Source organism: Brevundimonas sp. Leaf168, from assembly GCF_001423685.1.
Lineage (GTDB): Bacteria > Pseudomonadota > Alphaproteobacteria > Caulobacterales > Caulobacteraceae > Brevundimonas > Brevundimonas vesicularis_C.
Genome location: NZ_LMOY01000012.1, coordinates 73,044 through 97,820 on the forward strand (window position 1 = coordinate 73,044; position 24,777 = coordinate 97,820).

A 24,777-nucleotide genomic window follows, 5' to 3' on the forward strand; every position below is an offset into this window, starting at 1 on the left:
GGGAGACGATTTTCGAATGCTGGGCGTCCTGGGTCAGGTCCTGATCTCCATCGCCTCGTTCCTGCTGGTGCTGACCTTCATCGTCACCATTCACGAACTGGGTCACTTCCTCGTCGCGCGCGCCTTTGGCGTGAAGGTGGACCGGTTCGCGGTCGGCTTCGGCAAGGCCGTGGCCAGCCGCACCGATCGTCACGGCATCGAATGGCGTCTCGGCTGGCTGCCGCTGGGCGGCTATGTGAAGTTTTCGGGCGATCTGGATGCGTCCAGCGTGCCTGATCGGGCCGGATTGGATGAACTGCGCGGCCGCGTGGTTGCCGAGCGCGGGCCCGGCGCCGAGCGTGATTATTTCCACTTCAAGCCGGTGTGGCAGCGCGCCCTGATCGTCGCGGCCGGGCCCATCGCGAACTTCATCCTGGCCATCACCATCTTCGCCGTCGTCTTCATGGCCGTCGGCGTGTCTCTGCGCCCCGCGCGTGTTGCTCAGGTCCAGGCGGGATCGCCAGCCGCCGCCGCCGGTTTCCAGGTCGGCGACCTGATCACCGAGGTGAACGGCAAGGCCATCAAGGACGGAAGCGCTGTCACCCGCACCGTCATGCTATCGACCGGCGATCCCGTACGTTTCACGGTCGAGCGCGCCGGGCGTCCGGTCGAACTGGTCGCGACGCCGGAACGCCGCGAGGAAAACGACCCCATCGCCGGACGGGTCAAGGTCGGTCGCATCGGCCTGGGGCTGGGCTCGTCGGCCGGCGATGTCCGCCACGTCCGCTATGACCCCGTCGAGGCTGTCGCCGAGGGAGCGCGCCAAACGGCCGACGTCATCGGCTCGACCCTGACCTACCTCGGACGCCTGGCGACGGGCCGCGAGTCGGGCGATCAGTTCAGCGGTCCGCTGGGCATGGCCAAGGCGACGGGCTCGCTGACGACGGCTGCGGTTGAGGCCAATCCAGCGCCGGGCGCCATGGCGATCAACCTTATCCTGACGCTGACAACCTTGGCCGCCATACTTTCGATCGGAATCGGCTTTCTAAATCTGCTACCCATTCCGGTCCTCGACGGCGGGCATCTGCTTTTCTACGGCTATGAGGCTGTGGCGAAACAGCCTGTGTCGGCGCGGTTCCAGGAGATGGGCTATCGTGCAGGCCTTGCGCTTTTGGCGGGATTTATGTTGTTCGCAACGTGGAACGACCTACAGAAGCTCAATATCTTCCAATTCCTCGGCGGGCTCGTCTCGTGAGCCGACGCCAGCCCCCGACGGTTTCCCGAATGAATGACATGACCTCTCGCGCCGCCGTTCGACTGAGCGCTCGCTCCAGCCTGCTGGCTCTGGCGGTCGCCGCCGGGCTGGGCGCACCCGCGCTGGCCCAGACCGCGCCGGCCCAAGCCGCGCCGGCGACGACGCCTGCTGCGCCGGCTCAAACGCCAGTCCAGACGGCCCCGGCGAGCGCCGCCGAACCGCGCGTCGAGATCGCTGCGCCGCAGACGATCACGATCAACCGCATCATCGTTCAGGGCGCGCAGCGGATCGACCAGACGACGGTCCTATCCTATCTGCCGATCCGTCCCGGTGATGCGGTCGACGCCTCGGTGCTGGACGTCGCGGTGCGCACCCTGTCGCGCACGGGCCTGTTCGCCGATGTGCAACTGGGCATCCAGAACGGCGACCTGATCGTCCAGATTGTCGAGAACCCGATCATCAACCAGGTGGTGTTCGAGGGAAACAAGGCGCTGTCGAAGGACAAGCTGACCAAGGAAGTGAACCTGGCGCCGCGCGGCATCTATACCCGCGCCAAGGTTCAGGAGGACGTCGGCGCCATCGTCGAGCTGTATCGCCTCCAGGGCCGCATCTCTGCGACCGTGACGCCCAAGCTGGTCCAGCTGGAACAGAACCGCGTCGATGTGATCTTCGAGATCAACGAAGGCCCACAGACCGGCATCAGCGCCATCAACGTGCTGGGCAACGAGGCGTTTTCGGATCGCGACGTGCGCGGCGTAATGGTCACCGAGAAGTCGACCTGGTGGAAGTTCTTCTCAAACAACGACAACTACGACCCCAACCGCCTGGAATACGATCAGGAGCAGCTGCGGAAGTTCTACACCAACCGCGGCTATTACGACTTCCGCGTGGTGTCCTCGGTCGCCGAACTGCAGCCAGACGATCAAGCGTTCCAGCTGACCCTGACGCTGAACGAAGGCGACAAGTATAACTTCGGTGAGATCAAGGTCGTCACCCAGAACGACCGGCTGAACGCCGACTTCCTGAAGGCTCTGGTGCCGATCCGGGAAGGCCAGCTGTACGAGAGCGACAAGATCGAACAGGCTGTCGACGCCCTGACGTTCGCGGCCGGTTCGGCCGGTTACGCCTTCGTCGAGATCAATCCGACCTACAAGGCCAATCCCGAGACGGACACGGTCGATGTGACCTTCAACGTGTCCGAGGGCCAGCGGGTCTACATCGATCGCATCAATGTGGTCGGCAACACCCGCACGATCGACCCGGTGATCCGCCGCGAACTGCTGCTGACCGAGGGCGACGCCTTCAACCGCGCCCTAATGGAGCGCTCGCGCAACAATCTGCGGTCCCTGGGCTTCTTCAAGGACGTGACGGTCGAGGAGACGCGCGGCAGCGCGCCGGACCGTTCGGTCATCAACGTCAACGTCCAGGAACAGCCGACCGGCGAACTGTCCGTCGGCGCGGGCTTCAGCTCTGTCGACTCCTTCACGGTTAATTTGGGCATCTCGGAGCGGAACTTCCGCGGGCGCGGTCAGAACGTGGTCGCCCGTCTGGAGTGGGGCTCGCTGCGGCAGCAGGTCGACTTCCGCTTCACGGAGCCGAAGTTCCTCGGTCGCGATTTGCGGGCTGGCTTCGACCTGTTCCACTCGCGCTACGACCTGAGCCAGTATTCGTCATACGACTATCGTTCGACCGGCGCGGGCCTGCGTCTGTCCTATCCTCTGAACGGCAATATGCTGCTCAGCACGCGCTATTTTCTGAAGTCTGACGAAATCATCGTGCCGACGGGCTTTTGCTCGGGCGTGGGGCAGGGATCCTCGGCGCTGTGCGATCAGATCGGCAGCTTCATCAACTCGTCGGCGGGCTACACGCTGCAGGTCAACTACACCAACGATCCGATCCGTCCGACACGCGGCTGGGCCGGGTCGCTGCGTCAGGACCTCGCGGGTCTGGGCGGCGACGTGAACTATGTGAAGACCGAGGCCGATGCGAGTTGGTACTACGGCTTTACGCCGAACTGGATCGTCAGCGTTCAGGGTTCCACCGGCTACGTCAGCGGCTGGAACGGCGATCCGATCCGCATCAACGACCGCTTCTTTAAGGGCGGCAACAGCTTCCGCGGCTTCGAGACGGCCGGTATGGGGCCGCGCGATCTGAATACGACCGATGCCCTAGGCGGCAACTTCTACGCCATAGGCACGGTCGAGCTCACCGTGCCGAATTATCTGCCCGAGCAATACGGCATCAAGACCTCGCTGTTCGCCGATGTCGGTACGCTGGGCGTTCTGGATGACCGCTACAAGCTGACGTCCACCGGAACGGTGAACACCAACATCGCCGATGAGCTGTCGCTGCGCGCGTCGGCTGGCGTCAGCATTCACTGGAAGTCGCCGATGGGTCCGATCCGCTTCGACATCTCCAAGGTCCTTTCCAAGGAAGATTACGACAAGACGGAATCCTTCCGCTTCTCGACCTCTACTCAGTTCTAATCGCGGCTTTTTCGACCGCACGAGGAAACACCATGAAAGCTCTGATCATTGCGGCGACCGCCGCTGCTTCGCTCATCGCCACCGCCGCCTCGGCGCAACAGGCCGGCGCGCCTGCCAATCCGGGCCCGGTCATCCCCGGCGTCTGCGTCTATTACAACGCGCGTCTGCTGGCCCAGTCGTCGGCCGGTCAGGCCGTCGAAGCCCGCATGCAACAACTGGCCCAAGAAGTTCAGGGCGAACTGCAGCCCTACGCCACGGCCATCCAAACGGACGCGCAACAACTGCAAGCCTCTGGTTCGAGCCTGCCGGCCGACCAACTGCAACAGCGCCGTCAGGCTCTGCAGCAGCGCGCGCAAGAGGCGCAACAGCTGGAAGCCACCCGTGAAAACGAGCTGCGCTACACCTTGGGCATGCAGCGTCAGGCCATCACCGAGGCCGTCTCGCCGATCCTGACCGCCCTGTATCAGGAGAAGGGCTGCGGCCTGCTGCTGGACCGCGAGAGCGTCTTCATGATGAACCCGGCCATGGACGTGACCGATCTGGCGATCCAGCGCCTGAACACGGCCCTGCCGACCTTGAGCTTCAACCGTATGGCCGTGCCGGCTCAAACGCAGGCTCAACCGGCCGCCGCCAACTAAGTCGTCGATGCCCGATCCTCGCTTCTTCGAAACCCTGTCTCCCCTTAGCATCGCCGATCTGGCGGCGCAGATCGGCGGCGGGGTCGAGCGGGGCGGGGATCGCACGATCGCCTCCGTCGCGCCCTTGTCTTCTGCGGACGGGGGCGCGGTCGCGTTTTTGGGTGACCGCAAGTTCGCCGCCGCGCTGGCGACGACCCGGGCCGGCTGCGTCATCGTGCCGGCTGAGGCCAAGGACGCCGCGCCGTCGTCCGCCGCCGTCATCGTCTCGCGCACGCCTCAAGCCTCTTGGGCCAAGGCGTCGCTGGCGCTTCATCGCCCTATCCTTCTGGACAAAGCGATCAGCCGCGAAGAGGCGGCCGAGGACGACAGCGTGATGGTCGAACCCGGCGCGATCCTTGGGCAGGGCGTCCGCATCGGTCGCGGGTCCCGCATCGGCGCCAACAGCGTCATCGCGCCCGGCGTGCAGATCGGCCGCGATTGCGTGATCGGGGCCAACGTCAGCGTGGCCTTCGCGCTGATCGGCGACCGGGTGAAGCTGTATGCCGGCGCCCGGATCGGCGAAGCGGGCTTCGGCGCCACGGGCACGGCGGCGGGGGTCATGGATATTCCCCAACTGGGCCGCGTCATCCTTCAGGACGGCGTGACGGTGGGCGCCAACTCCTGCATCGACCGCGGCGCCTATGACGACACCGTCATCGGCGAGAACACCAAGATCGATAATCTGGTCATGGTGGGCCACAACTGCGTCATCGGCCGCAACTGCCTGCTGGTCGCCAATACCGGCATCTCGGGATCGGTGACCGTGGGCGACAATGTCATCTTCGGCGGCAAGGCGGGGATCGGCGACCACATCACGATCGGAGAGGGCGCGCGCGTCGCGGCAGGCGCAGGTGTGCTGGCCGATGTTCCCGCCGGCGAGACCTGGTCTGGTTATCCGGCGCGTCCGATCCGACAGTTCTTGCGCGAGACGGTCTGGCTCGCCAAACAGGCCTCATCGAAGAAGGCTCCGAAGGAATCATAGGGATGAGCGACACGACTGCCGTCGAAGGCAAGATCGATTACGCCGAGGTGATGCGGCGGCTGCCGCACCGTTATCCCTTTCTGCTGGTGGACAAGGCCGAAGACTTCATGCCCGCGACGTCGATCGTCGGCATCAAGAACGTGACCCACAACGAGCCCTTCTTCCCCGGTCACTTCCCGATCGATCCGGTCATGCCCGGCGTGCTGATCGTCGAGGCCATGGCCCAGACCGGCGCCCTGCTGATGTCCAAGACGCTGGACGTCGCCGTGGCCGACAAGGTCATCATGTTCATGTCGATCGACGGGGTTCGGTTCAGAAAGCCCGCGCGCCCGGGCGACCAACTGCGCATGGAGGTCAAGGTGATCCGCGCGCGGGGCGACGCCTACAAGTTCCGGGGCGAGACCTTCATCGACGGCAAGCTGGCGGCCGAAGCCGAGTTCATGGCGATGGTCGTGACTGTGCCTGTTCCGGCGCCTGGGCCGGCGGCCTGATGACCGTTCACCCCACGGCTCTGATCGACGCGACGGCGACTCTGGGCGAGGGGGTCGAGGTCGGCCCCTGGTGCACGGTCGGGCCGAATGTTGTGCTGGGCGACAATGTGCGTCTGGTCAGCCATGTCGTGGTGCAGCAGGACACGACGGTCGGGGCCGGGACGGTCATCCATCCCTTCGCCGTCATTGGCGGCGATCCCCAGCACAATGGCTACAAGGGCGAAACGGTTCGGTTGGAGATCGGCGAGAACAACCTGATCCGCGAGCACTGCACCTTCAATCGGGGCACGCCGCAGGGGACGGGCGTGACGGTCGTGGGTTCGAACAATCTGTTCATGACCGGCGCCCATGTCGGTCACGACAGCGTCGTCGGTGACAATGTGGTCATGGCCAACAACGCGACCCTGGGCGGTCATGCTCAGGTCGGGGACAAGGTGTTTTTGGGTGGACTGTGCGCGGTGCACCAGAACGGCCGCGTGGGGCAAGGCGCGATCATCGGCGGTCTGGCGGCGGTGACGCGCGATGTCATCCCCTATGGCTCGGCCTGGGGCAATCATGCGCGGCTGCGTGGGCTGAATCTGATCGGCCTCAAGCGCAAGGGCTACGGCAAGGATCAGGTGCGGCGTCTGCTTGCAGCCTATCGCGATCTGTTCGAGGGCGAGGGCGAGTTCGCCGGTCGGATCGATGGCGTGGCGGAACGCTATGCCGACCTGCCCGAGATCATGGAGATCATCGCCTTCATCCGCGACGGCGGGCGGCGTCCGCTGTGCCTGCCGAACGCGGAATGAGCGTGGCTGGAAAGCTGGGTCTGATCGCGGGCGGCGGTGATCTGCCGGCGGCCGTCGCGGCGCGTTGCGACGCGCTAGGGCGGCCGGTTTTCGTGATCCGACTGTCCGGGTTTGCCGATGAACATCTGGCGCACTGGCCCGGCGCCGAATTCGGCATGGCGCAGATCGGTGCGATCCTGAAGGCGCTGAAGACCGAGCGCTGCACGACCGTCTGTCTGGCGGGCATAGTCAACCGGCCGGATTTCAAGACGCTCAAGCCTGATTTCAAAGGGGCGACCCTGTTGCCGGGCATCGTCGCCGCCGCCTCCAAGGGCGATGACGCCCTGCTGCGCAAGATCCTGTCGGTGTTCGAGGCCGAAGGCTTCGCCGTCGAGGGCGCCGACGACATTCTGGGCGGCGACACGCTTGGCGCAGGCGCGCTGGGCGCCGTCTCGCCGACCGAGGAGCAGCTAGACGATCTGAAGAAGGCGCTGCATGTCGCCGAAAAATCAGGCGAACTGGACATCGGTCAGGGCGCCGTGGTCTGTGACGGCCTTGTCCTTGCGGTTGAGGCGCAGGAAGGCACGGACGCGATGCTGACCCGCGTCGCTGGCCTGTCCGCCGATTTACGTGGAGCGGTTGATAGCCCCAGGGGCGCGCTCGGCAAGGCGCCAAAGCCCATTCAGGATCTGCGCGTCGATATGCCCGTGATCGGGCCGCGCACGGTCGAAATGGCGGCGGCGGCGGGTCTGGCGGGCATCGGCGGGGTGGCCGGACGTTTGATCCTGATTGATCGCGCGGCCATCGTCGAGACGGCGAACCGTCTGGGCCTGTTCATCTGGGGCGAGGATCGGTGAGCCGTCCGCTAAAGATCATGTTGGTGGCGGCAGAGGCTTCTGGCGATGCGCTGGGCGCCGGTCTGGCCAAGGCGTTGAAGGTGCGGTTGGGGGACGATGTGGCCTTTGTCGGCGTCGGTGGGCCCAAGATGGCGGCCGAGGGCGTTGCCAGCCCATTCGATATCGCCGAACTGTCGATCCTGGGCTGGATCGAGGGCTTGCGCGCCTATGGCAAGGTCAAGCGGCGCGTCGAGCAGACGGCGGCGCTGGCCGAGCGGGAAAAGCCCGACGCCGTGGTGCTGATCGACAGTTGGGGCTTCACGATCCGTGTGGCCAAGGCGATCCGGGCCGCGCGCCCGGACCTGCCGCTGATCAAGTACGTCGGGCCTCAGGTCTGGGCCTCGCGGCCGGGCCGGGCGAAGACCTTGGCAGGCGCCGTCGATCATCTTCTGGCCCTCTACGGCTTTGATGCGCCCTGGTTCGAGCGCGAGGGCCTGCCGACAACCGTGGTCGGATCGTCGGCGCTCCACGTGAATGTCGATGCTGCGGACGGTGCAGCGTTCCGCGCGCGTCGTGGGATCGCCGCCGATGCGCAGCTTCTCCTGGTGCTGCCCGGCAGCCGGCCCAGCGAGATTACCCGAATGGCCCCCGTCTATGAGGCGACAGTCAGAAAACTGAAGACCACGAATCCTGGTCTGGAAGTCGCCGTGGTCGCCGCGGGGACGGTGGCTCACGATGTTGCCGGCCGCGTCGCCGCCTGGCCCTTCCGCGTTCATCTGGTCGACGAAGCCGAAAAGTATGACGCCATGCGCGCCGCGACCGTCGCCCTGGCCACCAGCGGCACCGTGTCGACCGAACTGGCGCTGGCGGGCGCGCCGATGGTCATCGCCTACAAGATCGACGGGCTCAGCTATCAGCTGATGAAGCGGTTCGTGACCGCCAAACACATCACACTGTTCAATGTCGCGGCTGACGACCGGATCGCGCCCGAGTTCATTCAGCACGAGGCGACCCCGGCCATCCTGACGGCGGCGGTTGGGCGGCTGCTGGCCGACCCGGCCCTGGCGGCCGAACAGGCGCGTCGCCAAACGGCGGCATTGGACCTGATGGGACGCGGAGGACCGGACCCATCCGAACTGGCTGCCGACGCGGTGCTGAAGGTCATCGCCGAGAAGTCGGCGAGCTGACGATGGCGCGGGCGCTCAGTCCGCGACGTGCGGCCGAGGTCCGCGCCGCGCTTCAGATGGCGGTGGGCGCGATGGCTGCGCTCTATCTCGCGACCTGGCTGAACCTGCCGCACCCGTACTGGAGCGTGATTTCTGCCATCGTCGTCATTCAGGCGAGCGTCGGTGGCGGCGTCCTGACCGTTGCGCGCGACCGGGCCATCGGCACGGCGACCGGAGCGCTGGCAGGGGCGGTCTTCGCCTTCCTTCGCCCGCCGGGCCTGGAAAGCATGGCCCTGAGCATCGCTGTTTCCGCGGGGCTGCTGGCCTTCTTTGCAACCGGGCGGTCATGGCTGAAGGTCGCGCCCGTGACGGCGACCATCGTCATCGCCGGTGGGACGGGTGCGGAAGGGCCGGCGTCCCTGGCGCTGGATCGGGTGATGGAAATCCTGGTCGGCAGCGGCGTCGGGGTTCTCGCGATCCTGGCCCTGTTTCCGCGCCATGCCAGGCAATCCTTCAAGCTTCAGGCGCGCGAGGCGGCGGGCGAAGCGGCGGGGCTGCTGGCTTTGGTGTCAAAGGCCGTCCCGGAGGATGCGTCCGAGATTTCGCGCCGTCATGCCGATCTGAAGCGGCGGCTGGATGCGTTGGGTCAGTCCGCCAAGAACGTCATCGATCTGCCCGGCCCGCAACGTGAGACGGCGGATCGGGCTGCGCTCGTGCGCGCCTTCTGGCGCGTGCGCAGCGACATCGTCATCTTGGGGCGCGGTTTCCAGGCTGAGGGCGCGGGCGCACGGCTGGATCCCTGGTCGCAGGACGCGGAGCGGGCGGTGGAGCAACTCAAGGCTCTGTCTCAGGGCAAGGCCGCCCAGCCCATGGGCGCGATCGACCAAAGCCTGGCCCTGTCCATGGCCGTCGAGAGCGACGACGTGGCTCTGGGGGCTGCTGCGATCGGCGTGGCCCATATGCACCGGGATCTGGACGACTTGGCTGCCCGGTTTGCGGATCTGAAGCTGGTCTGACGACAAAGAAAAACGCCGGGGATGTCTCCCCGGCGTTCTGCATTCTAGTCTTCGTCTCAGCCGCGCTGTTCGATCGGCACGTAATCGCGCTGGGTCGGGCCCGTGTAGAGCTGACGCGGGCGACCGATCTTCTGCGACGGATCGGCCATCATTTCCTGCCACTGCGAGATCCAGCCCACGGTGCGGGCCAGGGCGAACAGGACGGTGAACATGGTGGTTGGGAAGCCCATCGCCGACAAGGTGATGCCCGAATAGAAGTCGACGTTCGGGAACAGCTTGCGCGAGGTGAAGTATTCGTCCGACAGGGCGACCTTCTCCAACTCCTTGGCGACCAGGAACAGCGGATCGTTTTCGCGGCCCGTGGCGGCCAGCACTTCATAGGCCGACTGCTGCATGACCTTCGCGCGCGGGTCGTAGTTCTTGTACACGCGGTGGCCGAAGCCCATCAGCTTGTACTTGCGGTCCTTCACGCCCTGGATGAACTCCGGGATCTTGTCCGGGGTGCCGATTTCCTTGAGCATCGTCAGCGCCTCTTCGTTGGCGCCGCCGTGCGACGGGCCCCACAGGCAGGCGATGCCGGCGGCGATACAGGCGAACGGATTGGCGCCCGACGAACCGGCCAGACGCACGGTCGAGGTCGAGGCGTTCTGTTCGTGGTCGGCGTGCAGGGTGAAGATGCGGTCCATGGCGCGAACCAGGGCCGGATCGACATGATAGTCCTCGGCCGGAACGGCGAAGCACATGCGCAGGAAGTTTTCGGCGTAGGACAGGTCGTTGCGCGGCGACACGAACGGCTGGCCGATGTGGTATTTATAGGCGCGGGCCGCGATCGTGGGCATCTTGGCGATCAGGCGAATGGCCGAAATGTCGCGCTGGATCGGATCGTGGATGTCCAGGCTGTCGTGATAGAAGGCCGACAGGGCGCCGACGGTGCCGACCATGATGGCCATCGGGTGGGCGTCGCGGCGGAAGCCTTCGAAAAAGCGATCGAACTGGCTGTGCAGCATCGTGTGGGTGGTGATGCTGTTTTCGAACTTCTCGTACTGGGCGGCGGTCGGCAGTTCGCCGTGCAGCAGTAGGTGGCAGACCTCGACGAAGTTCGACTTCGACGCCAGCTGGTCGATCGGATAACCGCGGTGCAGCAGCACGCCGGCGTCGCCGTCGATATAGGTCAGAGCCGATTCACAGGCCGCCGTCGAGGTGAAGCCGGGATCGAAGGTGAAGGCGCCCGTTCCCGCATAGAGTTTGCGGATGTCGATGACGTCCGGGCCGGTGGAGCCCGAAAGGACCGGCAACTCGATCGTCTTGTCCTCGAAGGACAGGGTCGCCGAGCCGGCGGGTTTGGCTTGTTCAGTCATGAATGCCCCTTTGCATCACACGTCCAGGCGCGGGGAGGCGTCGGCCGCTTTTTGGTTTGTGGGTGATCACTTAGTCTGTTGCAGCGCATCATCCAAGCGCCCGAGACTTTCGTCGCGCCCAAGAGCCGACAAAGTTCGTGCAATATCAGGTGATGTTGACCCTGCGGTAAGCGCTGCGCGCATGGGCGGGCCGATTTTTCCAAACCCGACGCCCTCGGATTCCGCAAAGGCCTCGAGCTCGGCTTCCAGCGCAAAGACATCCCAGGATTGGAACAGGGACAGCCGCTCGCGCAGGCGGGCTAGGCGATCCAGCGTCTCACCGGACAGCAGCGCCTTCGCCTTATCGTCCAGGGTCAGCGGGCGCGATTTAAGTACGAAGACCGTTTGGTCGGCCAGATCGAGGATCGTCTTGGCGCGATCCTTGACGAAAGGCATGGCGCGCTGAAGCCGGGCTTCGTCCGCCTCCGCCAGGGCGTGGCCCTTTTGCAGATGCGCATCCAGCGTCAGCTTGGCGAGCCGCTCGTCGTCGGCGAGACGCAGCCAGTGCGAGTTGACGTGGGCCAGCTTGTCAAAGTCCAAACGGGCCGGCGCCTTGCCGATGCCGGCGAGATCGAACCACTCGATGGCCTGGGCGTCGCTGAACAGTTCGTCGTCGCCGTGCGACCAGCCCAGGCGGGCCAGATAGTTGCGCATGGCCTCGGGCACGTAGCCCATCTCGGCGTATTCATGCACCGCCTGCGCGCCGTGACGCTTCGACAGCTTGGCGCCGTCCGGTCCGTGGATCAGGGGGATGTGGGCGAAGGTCGGACGCGTCCAACCCAATGCATCGTAGATCAGGCTCTGCCGCGCGGCGTTATTCAGATGGTCGTCGCCGCGAATGACGTGGGTCACCCCCATGTCGTGGTCGTCCACGACGACGGCGAGATTATAGGTCGGCGCGCCGTCCGAACGCAGCAGCACCAGATCGTCCAGGTCGTCGGTCGACCAGTTCACGTCGCCCTGGACCTCATCGGCTACCGTGACCGTCGTCGCCTTTGGCCGGCGGAAGCGCACGACGTGCGGCAGGGCCAGATCGTCGACGGTCGGCTCGCGGTCGCGCCAGGGCGATTCGAAAGTGCGCTTTTCCGCCTTGGCCTCGTCACGCAGACGACCGGTCTCCTCGGCCGAGGTGAAGTCGCGGTAGGCGTGGCCGGCTTCGAGCAGTTGATCGACCACCTCGCGGTGGCGGTCGGCGCGGCTGAACTGGAACACCGGCTCGTCGTCGGCGAACAGCTCCAGCCAGCTCAGGCCGTCGAAAATGGCCTTCACCGCCTCGTCCGTCGAGCGTTCGCGGTCGGTATCCTCGACACGGATCAGGAAACGCCCAGCGTGTCTCTTGGCATACAGCCAGTTGAACAAAGCGGTTCTCGCCCCGCCGATATGCAGATAGCCTGTCGGCGAGGGGGCGAAGCGGGTGACGACAGTCGAAGAAGGTGAGGTCATGGGGGAGGGGTCCGTAAGCGAGGCCCTTATACGCCCCGATGCGGCAAAACCTACCCCCGCTCCGCGATTGCGCGCCTGGCTGCATGCCGAAGTCGCCGCCCAGACCCTGAGATGGCGGCTATGGGCGCCGGTCGCATTCGGCGCGGGCGGCGGCATCTATTTCGCCCTGCGAGCCGAGCCGGTCTTGTGGCCCTTGTTGCTGGGTGCCGTCTTAACCTTTGTGCTGTGGGTTGTGGCGCGTCGGCGCGCCGGGTCGCGACGTCTGACCTGGCTGCTGTTGATGGTGGCCTGCGCGTCAGGCGGGCTGGCGGCGGCCAAGGTGCGCACCGAAGCCGTCGCCGCGCCGATCGCGCCCGCCCTCAGCGAACCGACCGTGATCGAAGCCTGGGTTGTCGATGTCGACAGCCCGGGGCAGCGAGGCGCGCGGGTCGTGATCGCGCCGGTCTGGATTCGCGGACTGACGCCCGAACAGACGCCGGTGCGCTTGCGGGCGACGGTGCGGGGCGAGCCGCCGCGGCCCGGCGAAGCGATCCGCTTGTTCGCCATTCTGAATCCGCCGCCTGCGCCGGCCAGCCCCGGCGCCTACGATTTCGGGCGCAACGCCTTCTTTCAGGGGATGGGCGGCGTTGCGTTCGCCTTGAGCGACACGCGTACGGCCGATCTGACGCCGCCGCCGTGGCGACTTCGACTTGAAATGGCGGTCAACGGCGCCCGCTTCGCACTGGCCGAGAGGATCGTGGCAAGACTCGGCGAACGGACCGGCGGGATCGCCGCCGCCATGACGACCAGCCACGAAACCTGGATCAGTCAGGAGGACATGGATGTGATGCGCGATTCCGGCCTGGCGCACATCCTGTCGGTGTCAGGGCTGCATATGGCGATCGTCGGCGGTTTCGTCTTCTTCGCCGTGCGGCTGGGCGTGGCGGCCTGGCCCTGGTTGGCCTTGCGGGTTCACGGCAAGAAGGTCGCGGCCTTGGCGGGCCTGACGGCGGTCGGGGTCTATCTGGTGGTGTCGGGCGCGCCGCCCCCGGCCGAGCGGGCCGCCATCACCGCCTCCATCGCCTTTCTGGCCATCCTGCTGGATCGACAGGCGGTGACCATGCATGGCCTGGCTGTGGCGGCCTTCATCGTTTTGGCCATACAGCCTGAAGCCATCGTCACGCCGGGTTTCCAGATGTCGTTCGCGGCGACTGCGGCCTTGGTCGCCCTGGTCGAGGCTTGGCCGAAGCGCCCGCGCGAAATATCCGCGCCCTGGCCGATCCTGGCAGTCCAACGGCTGGGCGGGTGGCTGACGGCGGCTGTGGCGGCCAGCGTCGTCGCAGGATTGGCGACGGGACCTTTCGCCATGCAACATTTCAACCGCACCGCCATGTACGGACTGCTGGCCAATCTCGGCACGTCGCCGGTGGCGGACTTCATCCTGATGCCCGCGCTGGCTTTGGGCGCAGCGCTTGAGCCTCTGGGGCTGGGGGGACCGTTCCTGGCGGTCGCGGGATGGGGCGTGGATCTGATGCTGGCGATCGGCGCCTGGACGGCGGGGCTGCCTGGCGCGGTCAGAACGGTCGCCAGCGCGCCAAATTATGTTCTGCCTGTCGCCTTTCTGGGCGTATTGTTCGTCTGTCTGTGGCAGGGCCGCCTGCGCTGGTTGGGACTGCCCTTTGCAGCCGCTGTGCTGATCTGGCCGCGTGAACCGACGCCAGACCTTTGGATTGGCGATGGCGGGACGACCGCCGCCTTTCACCGTGATCGGGCGGCGGTCGTCGTGCGGCCTGGCGTGCGCGAATTTGCAGTCGATCTCTGGTCACGAAGACGGGGGCTGACCATGACCGACCGGTCGGAGACGGGCTGGGCCTGCGACCGTTTCTCCTGTCGACCCGAAGCCGATGAGGCCGGGGCCGTAGCAATCTGGTGGGGGCGGAAGTCGCCGAGCTCCGATCAGATGGAGATGTTATGCCGCGCAGCGCCCGTCGTCAGCGTCCGTGCCGTCGTCACCTCAATTCCAAGCGCCTGTCAGGATCGCCTTGTTTTGGACGGCGTGGACTTTGCGCGCGGCGGGGCGGTGGAGTTGTGGCGCGTTCGTTCGCGTGAGCCGAATCGATGGCGCGCGGTGTGGACGGCCGATGTTCGCGGCGACCGCCCCTGGACGCGTCAGTCCGTTCCGGAGGTCAGTGATACCGGCGCATGAGGCCGACCAGCTTGCCCTGGACCGCAACCTGATCCGAGCCGTAAATCTTGGTTTCATAGTTGCGGTTTGCAGGTTCCAGCGCGATCGAGGCGCCCTTCTTGCGAAGGCGCTTCAACGTCGCCTGCTCGCCTTCCACCAGAGCCACCACGATTTCACCGGAGGCGGCGTTGTCGGTCGATTTGATCACCACCATGTCGCCGTTCAGGATGCCCGCCTCGATCATGGAGTCACCTTCGATCTCCAGCAGGTAGTGCTCGCCCGAGCCCAGCATGGACTCCGGAACCGGATACCGGGCCGTTTCATGCTCGATCGCATCAATCGGTGTGCCGGCGGCGATCTTGCCCATCAGCGGCAACTCGCGGGTGTCGTTGGCCGCCATCGGGGCCGCAGGTCGGACACCCCCGCCGCCCTCGATGACGTCGGGTTTGAACCCGGCGCGACCGCGCGGCGCGCCGGCCGTCGCCTGTTCGGGCAGTTTCGTGACTTCCAGCGCGCGGGCGCGGTGAGCGAGACGGCGGATGAAGCCGCGTTCCTCCAGCGCCGTGATCAGCCGGTGAATGCCGGACTTGGAGGCCAGATCGAGCGCCTCCTTCATCTCGTCGAACGAAGGGGAGACGCCGGTCTCCTGGATGCGTTCGTGGATGAACATCAGCAGTTCGTGCTGTTTGCGCGTGAGCATCGCCAGGCCCTCATGCGCCCGCCGACGAATCGGAACGGGCCGTGAACATTTGTCGATGTTCTGTAAGTGTTCCTTGCTAATGTCAACTTAACGGCGAGGCTTGCCGCCGCGTCTCGGCTCAAACGGCCAGCAACTGACGGGTGGCCGCCTCGACATCGGCCTGCCGCATCAGGCTCTCGCCGACCAGGATCGCTTGGGCATGGGCAGCCGAGACGCGCGCCACGTCGTCGGGCGTGAAGATGCCGCTCTCCGCGACCAGAAGAGCACGCACGGGGCTAAGCATCGACAGCCGCTCCGTGGTTTCCAGATCGACCTCAAACGTGCGCAGCGAACGATTATTGACCCCCACCAGATCGCCGCCAAGCGCACAAGCGCGCGCCATTTCTTCCTCGTCGTGGGTCTCTATGAGCGCATCCATGCCGAACCGTTCGGCTTCCGACAGCAGCTCGGCGGCCAACCGGTCATCGACCATGGCCAAGATGATCAGGATGCAGTCGGCGCCCAAGGCGCGGCTTTCGGCGACCTGCCAGGGATCGACAAGGAAATCCTTGCGCAGGCAGGGCAGGGCGACGGCCTCGCGGGCCTGGCCCAGATAGGCGTCGTCGCCCTGGAAGCTGGGGCCATCGGTCAGCACCGACAGACAGGCCGCACCGCCGGCCTCATAGGCGCGGGCCAGGGCCGGCGGATCGAAATCGGGCCGGATCAGGCCCTTGGACGGGCTGGCCTTCTTGATCTCGGCGATCAGGGCGGGACGACCGGTTTCCTCTCCGACCCGCTCCAGGGCGGCGCGAAAGCCGCGCGGGGCCGATGCGGCGCGGGCCAGGGCTTCGATCGCCTCCTGTGAGGTCGCAGCCTTGCGGGCGGCGACGTCCTCGCGCTTGTAGCCGGCGATACGGTCCAGAACGTCGGTCATGCGGGCTCTTCGCTTTCCAGCGGCGTGGAGGTGATGCGGGCCAGGCGATCCAACGCTTCGGCGGCTCGACCGTCGTCGATGGCGGCAGCGGCGAGTGCGGCGCCCTCGGCCAGATCGGCCGCGCGGTCTGACACCACGAGGGCGGCGGCGGCGTTAAGCAGCACGATGTCGCGGTAAGGGCCGGCTGCGCCTGCCAGAAGCGCGCGCAGGGCGACGGCGTTCTCCTCGGCGTCGCCGCCACGGATGTCTGCGATGGAGGCGCGCGGCAGGCCGGCGTCCTCGGGCGTGATCTGAAAGCGGCGAACCGCGCCGTCCTTCCATTCGGCGACGTCCGTAGGGCCGGAAGTCGCCAGTTCGTCCAAACCCTGGCCGTGAACGGTCCAGGCGCGGGTCGCGCCAAGCCGGCCCAGCACCTCGGCCAGCGGCTCCAGCAGGCGCGGATCATAGACGCCCATGACCTGTCGTCTTGCAGACGCCGGGTTCGAAAGCGGTCCCAACAGGTTGAAGACGGTGCGAAAACCGATCTCGGCACGCACCGGCCCGACATGACGCATCGCTCCGTGATAGGCGGGCGCGAACAGGAAGCAGATACCGGCCTCATCCAACGCCTTCTTCTGCTGCGCCTGCGACGCCATCAGGTTTACGCCCAGGATCGACAAGACGTCGGAAGATCCTGATTTCGATGACATCGCCCGATTGCCATGCTTGGCGACCTTCAGCCCCGCGCCGGCGAGAACCAGGGCGGCGGCGGTGGAGATATTGTAGGTGTGCTGACCGTCGCCCCCGGTGCCGCAGGTGTCGATCACCTCATACGGATGATCCAGCGTCAGGGCGGCTTCACGCATGGCGCCCGCGAAGGCGGCGATCTCGTCCACGGTCTCGCCGCGCATCCGCATGGCGGTGACGGCGGCTGCGACCTGGGAAGGCGTGGGCTCGCCCCGCAGGCAGGCGGCGAAGAAGTCGTGCGCCTGCTGGGACGTCAGGGGATGGCCCTCGACCAGCCGGGCGAGGATCGGCTTGAAACCGTCGCCCATGGTCAGGCGGCCGCGAGGCGCTTTACGCCGGCGATATCAAGGAAGTTGGCCAGCATGTCGTGACCGTGCTCGGTGGCGATGGATTCCGGGTGGAACTGAACGCCGTGGATCGGGCGCGTACGGTGCTGCAGACCCATGATCTCCCCGTCGGCGGTCCAGGCGGTGACCTCCAGGTCTTCGGGCAGGGTTTCGCGCTTGACCGCCAGCGAATGATAGCGTGTGGCGGTGAAGGGTGAGGGTAGGCCGGCGAAGACGCTCTGGCCCTCATGCAGGATCGGCGAGGTCTTGCCGTGCATCAGGGTCTTGGCGCGGATGACGTCGCCGCCGAACGCCTGGCCGATGGCTTGATGACCCAGACATACGCCCAGGATCGGCATCGACGCTGGCGCTGTCGTGATCAACGGCAGGCAGATGCCCGCCTGATCCGGCGCGCAAGGGCCGGGCGACAGCAGAACGGCGGCGGGGTTCAGCGCCCACGCCTCGTCCACCGACAGGTCGTCGTTGCGCACCACATGCGTCGGCGCGCCCAACTCCGCGAGGTAGTGGACGAGATTGTAGGTGAAGCTGTCGTAGTTATCGACGACGAGGATCATGGCTTGGCTTCTAGGCTCGACGCGCGTCCGCGCCAAGCGGGCGCGGCCTTAAAGCGCATTTTAACTCGACGGGGCTAGGACTGGGCGGGTGAAACTCGCCGCTGAAAAAGACATCGCCGCCAAGATTGCCGCCGCCAAGGCGAAGCTGGTCGTGGTCGAAACCAGGCCCAACCCCGTCGCCGCGCTTGGCGCAGCCGCGCTCGCGGCGACTGCGGCAGTTTTGATGGCGGGCGTCGTCATCATCGGGCCGGGCGTGCAGTTCAACGACCCGGCAATGACGATTTCGCGCTAGCGATTGCCGGTCCGAAAGCGCCAGGCGTCTTCCGCCGCGCGCATCGGCGCGCGCGCCTTGTGCTGGGTCTCGGCGTACTCGGCCGCAGGGTCGCTGTCGGCGACGACGCCGGCCCCGGCCTGAACGAAGATCCGATCGTCGGCGAAAAGGGCGGTGCGGAGGGTGATGCAGATGTCCGCCTCGCCGCCAGCCGAAATATAGCCGACGCCGCCGCCATAACCGACGCCGCGCTTTTCGCTTTCCAGTTCGTCGATGATCTCCATCGCGCGCACCTTGGGCGCGCCCGACAGGGTCCCGGCGGGCAGGGCGGCCAGCAGCGTGTCCACCGCATCCAGCCTGGGGTCAGCCTTGCCGCGCACGTTGGAAACGATGTGCATGACCTGGCTGTAGCGTTCGACGACGAAGCTCTCGGTGACCTCGACCGAGCCAGGCGCCGCGACGCGCCCGACATCGTTGCGGCCCAGGTCCAGCAGCATCAGATGCTCGGCCAGCTCTTTCGGATCAGCCAAAAGTTCGACTTCCAGCGCCTTGTCCGCCTCTGGCGTCGCGCCGCGCATGCGGGTGCCGGCCAGCGGCCGGATCGTGACCTCGCCGTCCTTCAGCCGAACCAGGATCTCGGGGCTGGAGCCGGCGAGCTGGAAACCTTCGAAGTTCAGATAGAACAGATAGGGCGAGGGGTTCTGGCGACGCAGCGAGCGATAGAAGGCGAAGGGATCGTCCGTCCACGGGGCTGAGAACCGATGGCTGAGCACGACCTGGAAAATGTCGCCGGCGCCGATATAGTCCTTGGCTTTGGCGACCATCTCGCCGAAGGCCGGCTCGTCCACCGGCGAGGTGAAGACGGGAGCCGGCGTTTGCTGCGGGGTGGCGCGGATGGGCAGAGGCTCGCGCAAGGCCGTCTCGAACGCGTCCAGCCGCGCCGTCGCGGCGTCGAACGCCTCTTGCGCGGCGATGCCGGCGTCGGGATAGGCGGCCGACACCAGAACGATCTCGTGACGGACCGAATCGAAGATGGCCACCAGCGACGGCCGCGTCAGCACGGCGTCGGGCAGATCGAGCGGATCAGGATTCGGCGCGCCCAGCGGCTCCAGCAGTCGCACCATGTCGTAGCCGAAGACGCCGAACAGGCCGGCGGCCATCGGCGGCAGTCCCGCCGGCAGATCGAACTTCGACGCCGCGATCAGCGCGCGCAGGGATTGCAGCGCTGGCAGGTGTTCGGCTGTAAACCGACCTTCGCCTATGGCTGAGCCGCGCGACAGTTCCGCCGCGTTGGAGCGACAACGCCAGACCACATCGGGATCCAGCGTGAGGATGGAATAGCGTCCCTTGACGGCACCGCCCTCGACCGACTCCAGTAGACAGGCGTACGGCCGATCGCGCCCCAGCTTCAGATAGGCCGAGACCGGGGTTTCCAGGTCGTCGATAATCCGGCGAACCAGGACCTGCGGCCGACCAGCCGAAAGGCCGGCCGCGAAGGCGTCGAGCGTGATGTCGCGCGAAGCGTCGTCGGTCATTGCGCCGGTGCGGCGGGCGTTGCGCCACCCGACAGACCCAGGGCCGACAGCGCCTGGGCCGGGTCGTTCTTGGCCTTGGAGCGCTGAGCGCCCGCCGAGACCGACGATTCGACCATCGCCTGCACCAACTCCTGGGTCAGGCGCGGGCGGACCTGCTCGGCCAGCGGACCGGCTACGGCCGGATTGGCGGCGCGGACGTTGTCGACGCGGCCGACCACATAGGCGGTCTGCGACGCCGGCTGCGAGAAGGCCTGGCCCTTGGACTGGCCGAAGAGACCCTGAAGCACGCCCTGACCCAGGGCTTCCTGGGTTTGCTGATTGCGGATGACGCCGGTGCGCACGGTCAGCGGCGCATTGACCGAGCGGGCGACCGCGGCGATGTCCTCGCCATTGCGCACGCGGGTCGTCAGCTCTTCGGCCTTGGCCGACAGGCGACGCATGGTCTCCCGCTGGATCCATTGGGCGGCCAGGGGCTCACGCACCTCTGCCAGGGTCGGCAGGGCCGACGGGCGGATGTCGTTGACGCGCACGGCGAAATACTGGCCCTGACCGGCGTCGATGACGTCGCTTTCGCCGCCCTTGGTCAGGCTCCAGGCCGTCTCGAAGATTTGCGGCGGGGCGTTCAGCGCCTGACCGTTCGGCAGCTTGCCGTCCTTGGTGAAGGGCGGCAGATCGACGACGCGACCGCCGGCCTCACGCGCCGCGTCAGCCAGGTTCTTACCGGCCGTGCGGGCGGCTTCGTACTTCTCGACCTTGGCGTAGGTCTGGGTCTTCACGTCTTCGGCGCGCAGTTCCTGGATCAGCTCCTCACGAGCGCTGTCCAGCGTGGCGGGCGCGGCGGGTTGAACGGCCGTGACCTTGGCGACCGCGAAGCCGACACCGGCCTGAACCGGGTTGGACACCTGATTGGCTTGCAGGCCGAAGACGGCGGCTGCGGTCGCCGCGTCGCCGATGGCCGAGCGAGGGGTCTCGTTGAAGGCGGCTGGCGTGATGTTGTTGGCGCGACCGACGTCGGCGGGCGATTGGCCCGCGCGCAGAGCGGCGGCGATCTTCTGGGCCGTCTCGCGGTTCGGCGCGGTCAGGGTGACGAACGAGCGCGTCTCGGGCTTGCTCAACGTATCCTTCTTAAACTCGAAGCGCTCGCGGATGCGGTCTTCCGAGATCGGCGCATTGGCCGAAGCCTCAGGCGTAAACAGAACCACCGACACCATGCGGAACTCGGGCGCGCGCAGACGGTCGGCGTTCTCCTGGATGAAGGCGTTCAACTGGGCGTCAGTCGGGGCGGGGATCTGACCGGCCATCGCGGGGGTAACCTCGAACCAACGACCGTCGCGGCTTTCGAAGGCGGAACCGGCCAGCAGCGCGCCATAGATGCGCGGCACGCGCGCGCCGGCGAAGACGGCGGCGCCGAAATGTTCCGTCGCGTATTGGTCGCGCAGGTCCTGCTCCAGCATGGCGGGCGTCAGGTTCTGCTGCGCAAGCGCCGCCTCATAGGCCTGCTGGTCGAACTGTCCGGTGACCGAGTTGAAGAAGGCCGGGATCTGGCGGATCTGCTTGACGATCAGTTCCTTGCCCGGGCGGATGCCCGCCTTGTAGGCCCAATTCAGGAAGCCCAGCTGCTGCGTCTGCTCGGTCAGGAAGCGGACGTGAATGTTTTCCGCAACCAGCTCCTGGTTCGTCAGGGGACGGCCGACCTGCTGCTGCAGCCGTTCACGCACCTGATCGAAAGCCGTGCGGAACTCGACTTCGTTCATCGAGCGGTCGCCCGCGTCGATGACGTGTTTCGGTCCAAGGTTGGAGAAGACGTCCATCCGCGCGCCGACGATCACGAAGCTGATCGCGATCAGGACAAGCAGGGCGGCCGCCCATTTGGATCGAGAGAAGGCGCGGAAGGCGGTGAGCATTCGAAAACCCGGGACTGGCCGATATTGGCGTCAATCGTCGCGTATAGTCGGGGCGGGGCCGCCGCTGCAAGGATGGCTTCGTGTCCGGATTGCGGCGGCGCCTCTTGGCTTGACGGTTTTCGCCTTCTAGACAGGCGGCCATGAAACAATCCGTGAAGATGATCGTCGGCAATTGGAAGATGAATGGCGTCTCGGCCGCCTTGGCGCAGGCTGAGGCCATAAGGGACGCTGTCGGAACGATGGGGCAGGGATGCCGTGTGGTGCTGTGCCCGCCGGCGACACTGATCGACCGCATGCAGTCCGCCCTGACGGGCAGTGGCGTGGCCGTGGGCGGTCAGGATTGCCATGAGAAGCCCGCCGGCGCCTTCACCGGCTCGGTGTCGGCCGAAATGCTGGCCGACGCCGGCGCGACCGTGGTGATTCTTGGGCATTCCGAACGCCGCTCCGCTTTCGGCGAGACCGATGCGGACGTCGCCGCCAAGGTCGAGGCCGCCGTCGCCGCCGGACTGGAACCCATCGTGTGCATCGGTGAAACTCTGCAGCAGCGCGAGGCAGGCGACGCTATCGCCGTCGTGTCGGGTCAGGTCGCGGGCTCGCTGCCGTCAAGCCTGGCCGAGCGCGACTTCGCGGTGGCCTATGAACCGGTCTGGGCCATCGGAACGGGCCTGACCCCGACGCTGGATCAGATCGCCGAGGTCCATGCCGCCGTGCGCGCCGCCATCGTCGCAAAGCTGGGAGAAGGCGCTCGCACCGCGCCCATTCTGTATGGCGGTTCAGTCAAACCGGAGAATGCGCGCGACATTCTGGCCACGGCGGAAGTCGGCGGGGCCTTGGTCGGCGGCGCGTCCTTGAAGGCCGAGGACTTCACGCCGATCGTCAACGCCGCCGCGTGACGTTTGCCCCTGGCGCGCTTCGATGATAGAGGCCGCCGCTTGATCGGCGCAGATCCGCGCCCACATGAATGACGCCATGCTCCAGACCATCCTGCTCGTCGCCATCATCATCGTCGCCATCGCGCTGACGGGCATTGTCCTGCTTCAGAAGTCCGAGGGCGGCGCCTTGGGCATGGGCGGCGGTCCGTCGGGCTTCATGACCGCGCGCGGCGCAGGCAATCTTCTGACCGTCACCACCTGGTGGCTGGCCGCCGCGCTGTTCGCCCTGACGATCATTCTGACGGTCGTCGGCAATATGGACCGCGCCTCGGTGTCCGGCATCGACGCCGACGCTGTGGGTTCGTTGGCCACGACGCCGCAGACCCCGACGCAGCAACCCGCCCAGCAGCAGCCCGCTGCGCCGGCCAAACCGGCGACGCCCTCGCTGGATGATCTGGAAGCCAGCCTGCCGTCGGCCTCCACCGCTCCGGCGCCGGCTCAACAGCCCGCCCAATAGGGCTCCGACAGAGACCCGAGTTTCCGAAGGCGCGCCGCAGGGCGCGCTTTCTTCTTTTGATCAACAGTTCGATTCGACGGCGGCATGACCGAGCCGCGAATCATGGAGTAAGGTGTCCCCCCATGGCTCGCTATGTGTTCATCACCGGCGGCGTGGTTTCCTCGTTAGGAAAAGGCCTCGCCTCCGCCGCTCTCGGCGCTCTTTTGCAGGCGCGCGGCTACAAGGTCCGCCTGCGCAAGCTCGACCCCTATCTGAATGTCGATCCGGGCACGATGAGCCCGTATCAGCACGGCGAGGTCTTCGTGACCGACGACGGCGCCGAGACCGACCTGGACCTGGGCCACTATGAGCGGTTCACCGGCGTATCGGCGGCCAAGTCCGACAACATCACGACCGGCCGGATCTATTCGACCATTCTGGAGAAAGAGCGTCGCGGCGACTATCTGGGCGCCACCGTCCAGGTCATTCCGCACGTGACCGACCAGATCAAGTCCTTCTGCCTGACGCCCGCCCTGACCGACGCGGGCGAAGACGTCGACTTCGTGCTGGTCGAGATCGGCGGCACGGTCGGCGACATTGAGGGCCTGCCCTTCTTTGAGGCGATCCGCCAGTTGGGGCAGGACCTGCCGCGCGGCCAGAGTTGCTTTGTCCATCTGACGCTGCTGCCGTTCATTAAGACGGCCGGCGAGATGAAGACCAAGCCGACCCAGCACTCGGTCAAGGAACTGCGCTCCATCGGCATTCAGCCGGACATCCTGCTGTGCCGCTGCGAGCAGCCGATCCCGGCTGAGGAAAAGCGCAAGATCGGCCAGTTCTGCAACGTGCGCGAAAGCGGCGTCATCCAGGCGATGGACTCCGCCGACATCTATGCCGTGCCGCTGGACTATCACCGCGAGGGTCTGGACCGCGAAGTCCTGGCGCACTTCGGCATAAGCGACGCGCCCGAGCCGGATCTGACCGGCTGGCAGGAGATCGCACGTCGCCGCCTGCAGCCCGACGGCGAGGTCACCATCGCCGTGGTCGGCAAATACACCGTCCTCAAGGACGCCTATAAGTCCCTGATCGAGGCCCTGCATCACGGCGGCGTGGCCAACAACGTTAAGGTCAACATCGACTGGGTCGAGGCCGACACCTTCGAAGGCGATCCCGAGGCCTGCGAGGAGCGGCTGCAAGGCGCGCACGCCGTCCTGGTGCCGGGCGGCTTCGGCGAGCGCGGCTCGGAAGGCAAGATCGAGGCGGCCCGCTTCGCCCGTGAACGCAACATCCCTTACTTCGGCATCTGCTTCGGCATGCAGATGGCGGTGATCGAGGCGGCGCGGAACCTGGCCGGCTATCCCAAGGCCTCGTCCACCGAATTCGGCCCGACCGCCGAGCCGGTCGTCGGCCTGATGACGGAATGGACCCAAGGCAACCAACGCGTCCTGCGTCAGCAGGGCGGCGACCTGGGCGGCACCATGCGGCTGGGCGCCTATGATTCGACTCTGACAGCCGGGTCCAAGATCGCTGAGATCTACGGCTCGACCGCGATCAGCGAACGTCACCGCCACCGCTACGAGGTCAACATCAACTATCGCGAGGCGATCGAGCAGAAGGGCGGGCTGGTCTTCGCCGGTCTCTCGCCTGACGGCGTTCTGCCTGAGACGGTTGAACGCCCAGACCACCCCTGGTTCATCGGCGTTCAGTATCACCCCGAGCTGAAGAGCCGTCCGTTTGCGCCGCACCCTCTGTTCGCCAGCTTCATCGGCGCGGCGGTGGTGCAAAGCCGCCTGGTCTGACGGA

The 24,777-nt window shown here is 66.3% G+C and carries 22 protein-coding genes; 14 read left to right on the plus strand and 8 right to left on the minus strand.

The window, feature by feature from the left end; all coding sequences use genetic code 11:
• Positions 1–16 precede the first annotated feature (16 nt).
• From ASF81_RS12805 to ASF81_RS12845, 9 genes are read left to right on the plus strand one after another with little or no spacing between them, the layout of a single operon-like run.
• Entirely contained in the window at positions 17–1,234 is a 1,218-nt protein-coding gene (locus ASF81_RS12805; RefSeq protein WP_055809111.1) for an RIP metalloprotease, read from the plus strand.
• 29 nt (positions 1,235–1,263) lie between these two features.
• Complete coding sequence (gene bamA, locus ASF81_RS12810; protein WP_082503567.1) at positions 1,264–3,720, plus strand: outer membrane protein assembly factor BamA; 2,457 nt, start codon at positions 1,264–1,266, stop codon at positions 3,718–3,720.
• Positions 3,721–3,752: 32 nt separating this feature from the next.
• A complete protein-coding gene (locus ASF81_RS12815; protein WP_055809114.1) occupies positions 3,753–4,358 on the plus strand; it encodes an OmpH family outer membrane protein in 606 nt (201 codons plus the stop codon).
• Between the two features lie 7 nt (positions 4,359–4,365).
• Positions 4,366–5,379, plus strand: a complete 1,014-nt coding sequence (gene lpxD / locus ASF81_RS12820) for a UDP-3-O-(3-hydroxymyristoyl)glucosamine N-acyltransferase (protein WP_055809116.1) — start codon at positions 4,366–4,368, stop codon at positions 5,377–5,379.
• Positions 5,376–5,870, plus strand: a complete 495-nt coding sequence (fabZ, locus tag ASF81_RS12825; RefSeq protein ID WP_055809118.1) for a 3-hydroxyacyl-ACP dehydratase FabZ — start codon at positions 5,376–5,378, stop codon at positions 5,868–5,870. Before lpxD ends, fabZ begins: the two co-directional genes overlap by 4 nt.
• Positions 5,870–6,658 carry an acyl-ACP--UDP-N-acetylglucosamine O-acyltransferase gene (gene lpxA, locus ASF81_RS12830; protein ID WP_055809120.1) on the plus strand — a complete coding sequence of 263 codons (789 nt, stop codon included), beginning with the start codon at positions 5,870–5,872 and terminating at the stop codon, positions 6,656–6,658. Before fabZ ends, lpxA begins: the two co-directional genes overlap by 1 nt.
• The gene (locus ASF81_RS12835) at positions 6,655–7,494 is read left to right on the plus strand and encodes an LpxI family protein (RefSeq protein WP_055809312.1); all 840 of its coding nucleotides are present in this window, start codon (positions 6,655–6,657) and stop codon (positions 7,492–7,494) included. The genes lpxA and ASF81_RS12835 overlap by 4 nt, the downstream gene beginning before the upstream one ends.
• Complete coding sequence (lpxB, locus tag ASF81_RS12840) at positions 7,491–8,660, plus strand: lipid-A-disaccharide synthase (RefSeq protein WP_055809122.1); 1,170 nt, start codon at positions 7,491–7,493, stop codon at positions 8,658–8,660. Before ASF81_RS12835 ends, lpxB begins: the two co-directional genes overlap by 4 nt.
• Before the next feature lie 2 nt (positions 8,661–8,662).
• Complete coding sequence (locus ASF81_RS12845) at positions 8,663–9,655, plus strand: FUSC family protein (RefSeq protein ID WP_055809124.1); 993 nt, start codon at positions 8,663–8,665, stop codon at positions 9,653–9,655.
• Between the two features lie 56 nt (positions 9,656–9,711).
• On the opposite strand, the gene gltA is transcribed toward ASF81_RS12845, so the two are convergent.
• Together gltA and gltX are read right to left on the minus strand one after the other, a co-directional pair.
• Positions 9,712–11,013, minus strand: a complete 1,302-nt coding sequence (gltA, locus tag ASF81_RS12850) for a citrate synthase (RefSeq protein ID WP_045811199.1) — start codon at positions 11,011–11,013, stop codon at positions 9,712–9,714.
• A gap of 66 nt (positions 11,014–11,079) precedes the next feature.
• Complete coding sequence (gltX, locus tag ASF81_RS12855; protein ID WP_055809126.1) at positions 11,080–12,495, minus strand: glutamate--tRNA ligase; 1,416 nt, start codon at positions 12,493–12,495, stop codon at positions 11,080–11,082.
• Positions 12,496–12,562: 67 nt separating this feature from the next.
• Between gltX and ASF81_RS12860 the strand changes: the two genes are divergently transcribed.
• On the plus strand, positions 12,563–14,680 hold the full coding sequence (locus ASF81_RS12860) for a ComEC/Rec2 family competence protein (protein ID WP_082503569.1): 2,118 nt from the start codon (positions 12,563–12,565) through the stop codon (positions 14,678–14,680).
• Here the strand turns inward: ASF81_RS12860 and lexA are convergent.
• The 4 genes from lexA to ASF81_RS12880 all read right to left on the minus strand — a co-directional run bounded on the left by lexA (position 14,661) and on the right by ASF81_RS12880 (position 17,899).
• Complete coding sequence (gene lexA / locus ASF81_RS12865) at positions 14,661–15,359, minus strand: transcriptional repressor LexA (RefSeq protein ID WP_039247444.1); 699 nt, start codon at positions 15,357–15,359, stop codon at positions 14,661–14,663. The two genes, ASF81_RS12860 and lexA, sit on opposite strands and share 20 nt — an antisense overlap.
• 118 nt (positions 15,360–15,477) lie before the next feature.
• Positions 15,478–16,272 (minus strand): indole-3-glycerol phosphate synthase TrpC, encoded by a 795-nt coding sequence (gene trpC, locus ASF81_RS12870; protein WP_055809131.1) that lies wholly within the window; start codon positions 16,270–16,272, stop codon positions 15,478–15,480.
• A complete protein-coding gene (gene trpD / locus ASF81_RS12875; RefSeq protein ID WP_055809133.1) occupies positions 16,269–17,306 on the minus strand; it encodes an anthranilate phosphoribosyltransferase in 1,038 nt (345 codons plus the stop codon). The genes trpC and trpD overlap by 4 nt, the downstream gene beginning before the upstream one ends.
• 2 nt (positions 17,307–17,308) lie before the next feature.
• Positions 17,309–17,899: an aminodeoxychorismate/anthranilate synthase component II gene (locus ASF81_RS12880; protein ID WP_055809135.1), complete on the minus strand. Its 591-nt coding sequence runs from the start codon at positions 17,897–17,899 to the stop codon at positions 17,309–17,311.
• Between the two features lie 88 nt (positions 17,900–17,987).
• Between ASF81_RS12880 and ASF81_RS12885 the strand changes: the two genes are divergently transcribed.
• On the plus strand, positions 17,988–18,191 hold the full coding sequence (locus tag ASF81_RS12885; protein ID WP_055809137.1) for a hypothetical protein: 204 nt from the start codon (positions 17,988–17,990) through the stop codon (positions 18,189–18,191).
• Here ASF81_RS12885 and trpE read toward each other — a convergent pair.
• Both trpE and ASF81_RS12895 read right to left on the minus strand, forming a co-directional pair.
• Positions 18,188–19,705 (minus strand): anthranilate synthase component I, encoded by a 1,518-nt coding sequence (gene trpE, locus ASF81_RS12890; protein WP_055809139.1) that lies wholly within the window; start codon positions 19,703–19,705, stop codon positions 18,188–18,190. The two genes, ASF81_RS12885 and trpE, sit on opposite strands and share 4 nt — an antisense overlap.
• Positions 19,702–21,609, minus strand: coding sequence for a peptidylprolyl isomerase (locus ASF81_RS12895; RefSeq protein ID WP_055809141.1), 1,908 nt, complete (start codon positions 21,607–21,609; stop codon positions 19,702–19,704). Before ASF81_RS12895 ends, trpE begins: the two co-directional genes overlap by 4 nt.
• Before the next feature lie 140 nt (positions 21,610–21,749).
• Between ASF81_RS12895 and tpiA the strand changes: the two genes are divergently transcribed.
• From tpiA to ASF81_RS12910, 3 genes are all read left to right on the plus strand, one after another.
• Entirely contained in the window at positions 21,750–22,502 is a 753-nt protein-coding gene (gene tpiA / locus ASF81_RS12900) for a triose-phosphate isomerase (protein ID WP_055809143.1), read from the plus strand.
• A 64-nt stretch (positions 22,503–22,566) separates the two neighbouring features.
• The gene (gene secG, locus ASF81_RS12905) at positions 22,567–22,998 is read left to right on the plus strand and encodes a preprotein translocase subunit SecG (RefSeq protein ID WP_055809145.1); all 432 of its coding nucleotides are present in this window, start codon (positions 22,567–22,569) and stop codon (positions 22,996–22,998) included.
• Positions 22,999–23,120: 122 nt separating this feature from the next.
• The gene (locus ASF81_RS12910; RefSeq protein ID WP_055809148.1) at positions 23,121–24,773 is read left to right on the plus strand and encodes a CTP synthase; all 1,653 of its coding nucleotides are present in this window, start codon (positions 23,121–23,123) and stop codon (positions 24,771–24,773) included.
• Positions 24,774–24,777: the final 4 nt, after the last annotated feature.

Coding starts and splice junctions, on each gene's coding strand:
- ASF81_RS12805 (WP_055809111.1), top strand. CDS start 17: ATGCTGGGCGTCCTGGGTCAGGTCCTGATCTCCATCGCCTCGTTCCTG.
- bamA (WP_082503567.1), top strand. CDS start 1,264: ATGAATGACATGACCTCTCGCGCCGCCGTTCGACTGAGCGCTCGCTCC.
- ASF81_RS12815 (WP_055809114.1), top strand. CDS start 3,753: ATGAAAGCTCTGATCATTGCGGCGACCGCCGCTGCTTCGCTCATCGCC.
- lpxD (WP_055809116.1), top strand. CDS start 4,366: ATGCCCGATCCTCGCTTCTTCGAAACCCTGTCTCCCCTTAGCATCGCC.
- lpxA (WP_055809120.1), top strand. CDS start 5,870: ATGACCGTTCACCCCACGGCTCTGATCGACGCGACGGCGACTCTGGGC.
- ASF81_RS12835 (WP_055809312.1), top strand. CDS start 6,655: ATGAGCGTGGCTGGAAAGCTGGGTCTGATCGCGGGCGGCGGTGATCTG.
- ASF81_RS12845 (WP_055809124.1), top strand. CDS start 8,663: ATGGCGCGGGCGCTCAGTCCGCGACGTGCGGCCGAGGTCCGCGCCGCG.
- gltA (WP_045811199.1), bottom strand. CDS start 11,013: ATGACTGAACAAGCCAAACCCGCCGGCTCGGCGACCCTGTCCTTCGAG.
- gltX (WP_055809126.1), bottom strand. CDS start 12,495: ATGACCTCACCTTCTTCGACTGTCGTCACCCGCTTCGCCCCCTCGCCG.
- lexA (WP_039247444.1), bottom strand. CDS start 15,359: ATGCTCACGCGCAAACAGCACGAACTGCTGATGTTCATCCACGAACGC.
- trpC (WP_055809131.1), bottom strand. CDS start 16,272: ATGACCGACGTTCTGGACCGTATCGCCGGCTACAAGCGCGAGGACGTC.
- trpD (WP_055809133.1), bottom strand. CDS start 17,306: ATGGGCGACGGTTTCAAGCCGATCCTCGCCCGGCTGGTCGAGGGCCAT.
- ASF81_RS12880 (WP_055809135.1), bottom strand. CDS start 17,899: ATGATCCTCGTCGTCGATAACTACGACAGCTTCACCTACAATCTCGTC.
- trpE (WP_055809139.1), bottom strand. CDS start 19,705: ATGACCGACGACGCTTCGCGCGACATCACGCTCGACGCCTTCGCGGCC.
- ASF81_RS12895 (WP_055809141.1), bottom strand. CDS start 21,609: ATGCTCACCGCCTTCCGCGCCTTCTCTCGATCCAAATGGGCGGCCGCC.
- tpiA (WP_055809143.1), top strand. CDS start 21,750: ATGAAACAATCCGTGAAGATGATCGTCGGCAATTGGAAGATGAATGGC.
- secG (WP_055809145.1), top strand. CDS start 22,567: ATGAATGACGCCATGCTCCAGACCATCCTGCTCGTCGCCATCATCATC.
- ASF81_RS12910 (WP_055809148.1), top strand. CDS start 23,121: ATGGCTCGCTATGTGTTCATCACCGGCGGCGTGGTTTCCTCGTTAGGA.